Origin of the sequence: Aeromicrobium sp. Leaf272, from assembly GCF_001422865.1 — a bacterium.
Classification (GTDB): Bacteria; Actinomycetota; Actinomycetes; order Propionibacteriales; family Nocardioidaceae; genus Aeromicrobium.
On record NZ_LMMY01000009.1, the window covers coordinates 488,937 to 491,188 of the forward strand.

Annotated in this window: 2 protein-coding genes; both read right to left on the reverse strand. The window is 70.8% G+C overall.

Annotation, left to right across the window (positions count from 1 at the left end):
* Window positions 1-1,156 (reverse strand): NAD(P)/FAD-dependent oxidoreductase (locus tag ASF38_RS03985; protein WP_056573789.1); only part of this gene is annotated, 1,156 nt, incomplete at its 3' end.
* A 63-nt stretch (window positions 1,157-1,219) separates the two neighbouring features.
* A partial coding sequence (locus ASF38_RS17850) for a hypothetical protein (protein ID WP_235497381.1) occupies window positions 1,220-2,252 on the reverse strand: 1,033 nt, incomplete at its 5' end.

Sequence of the window (2,252 nt, forward strand, 5' to 3'; positions counted from 1 at the left end):
GCAGGGCCACCCAGATGATCCAGGCCGGGAAGCCCGTGAGCTTGGGCATGTAGGTGATCTCCGCGACGGCCGACGACTTGCCGATCGTGGCCATGGTGCCCTTGTCGGAGTACTTGAACGGCTTCACCCGGTCGGCCTTGCCCTTGAGCTCGGCCTTGATCAGCTTGGCCACGTGCTTGCCGCCCTGGATCGCGGGCTGCGCGAGCTGCGGGAGCGGGTCGGGGCCGATCGCGATGTCACCGATGGCGAACGTGTCGGCGCGATCCTTGACGCGCAGGTGCTCGTCGACCTCGATCCGGCCGCCGCGGCCCTGCGGCACGTCCCAGTCGAGCACCGTCGGGTGCGCCGTGACGCCCGTGGCCCACACGACGATGCCCGCCGAGAGGAACTCGCTGTGGCCGTCCGTCTCGACGACCACACCGTCCTCGCGGACCTCCTTGACGGCCGTGTTCAGCCGCAGGTCGACGTCACGCTTGAGCAGCGACTTCTCGGCGTAGGCACGGAGCTTCTCGTCGAACGGGCCCAGGACGTTCGGGGCCATCTCGAGCAGCGTGACGTGGATCCGCGCGCGGTCCAGCTCGGGGTAGGTGGTCGGCATGTCGTTGTTGCGGAACTCCGCGAACGCACCGGCGGTCTCGACGCCCGTGGCACCGCCGCCCACGACGATGATGCGCAGGTCCTCGTCCTGGCCGTTGATCGCGAACTCCTCGAGGTTCTCGAACAACCGGTCGCGCACCTGCAGCGCCTGCGAGCGCTTGTAGAGCGGGAGCGAGAACTCCTCCGCACCGGGGGTGCCGAAGAAGTTGGTGGTGACGCCGTTGGCGAGCACCAGGTAGTCGTACGTCACCGAGACCTCGCCGTGCAGGCTCAGCACCTTGGCCTGGTGGTCGATGTTCGTGACGATGCCCTTCACGAAGCGCACGTTCTTCTGGTCGGCGCGCACCGCACGCAGGAACCAGGTGATGTCGCCGGGGTTCAGCGACGCGGTCGCGACCTGGTACAGCAGCGGCTGGAAGGTGTTGTAGGTGTGCCGGTCGATGAGGGTGATGTCGACGTCGGCGCGCTTGAGCTTGCGGACGAGCGACAGGCCTCCGAATCCGCCTCCGACCACGACGACGTGGGGGCGCTTGCGGGCGGGAACGACGTTGCTGCTCATGCCTCAGACTCTACTCGCGCCGCTCCGGGGGCCGCCTCCCGACGAGGGGGTCAGTGAGCCCGGTCACGCCCGCGTGAGCCAGGCGCGCGCGTCGGGGCGACGCAGCTGCACGACCACGACGACGGCCGCAGCCGCCGTGACGATGCCGAGCGGGAGGAAGAAGACGGACACGCCGACCGTCAGGGCCGCGACGATCCTCAGGGCGACGACGCCGGCAGACATCCGCTTGGCGGTGGCGATCGCGGCGGCCAGGCCGACGGCGCTGAGCACGAGCCAGACCGTCGACGACAGACGCAGCAGCCCGATGACCTGGTCGGCGTCGACCCCGGCGGAGCGGAGCCAGTCCTGCGCCATCCCGGGCTCGGACAGCGCGGACCGGTAGGCGTCGGCCCCGATCGTCGACACCAGCAGGGCGATCAGGCCGAAGAAGCCGACCACGGCGCACGAGACGACGGTGGTGACCACGGCGACGGTGACCGATCGCGGTCGAGCGGCGGAGGCCGGGCGCGACGGCACGGGGTGCGACGGGGCGGGGGTCGCGGACTGCTCGCCGTCGGACGGGAAGGCCGCAGGAGCCCCTGCCTCGGGCGTCGACGACGGCGGCACGGCGGCGAAGGGATCCGCTGCGCCGGTGCGGGTGGCCGTCGCGAGAGCGGGCACGGCCCGCCCGTTCACCTGGTCGAACCAGCGCCGCGACTCGGCCGTCCACAGCGACCATCCGCACACGCCGGCGAAGGCGGCCGGGAGCAGTCCCGGGAGCCCGATCGCCGCGAAGACCAGGAACGCCAGTCCGCACAGGATGGTCAGCATGATCCGCGACGTCCGATGACCTCGGGCGGCGTAGAGCGCGAAGACGGCTCCGGAGGCCGTGAGCACGACGCCGACGTAGGCGGCGTACCGAAGGGCGTCGAGAGCCTGGTCGAGGCCGATCCCGGCCTCCTTGAGCGGCTCGGTGGCCAGCGCCTCGCGCACCGCGTCCTGCAGCTCGATGGAGCCCCACGACGACAACGTCGAGACCAGATTCACGAGCAGGAGCGCCGACCCCACGCCCACGAAGATGCAGGTGAGGGTCAGGGCCTGAGGTCTCGGCGGGCGG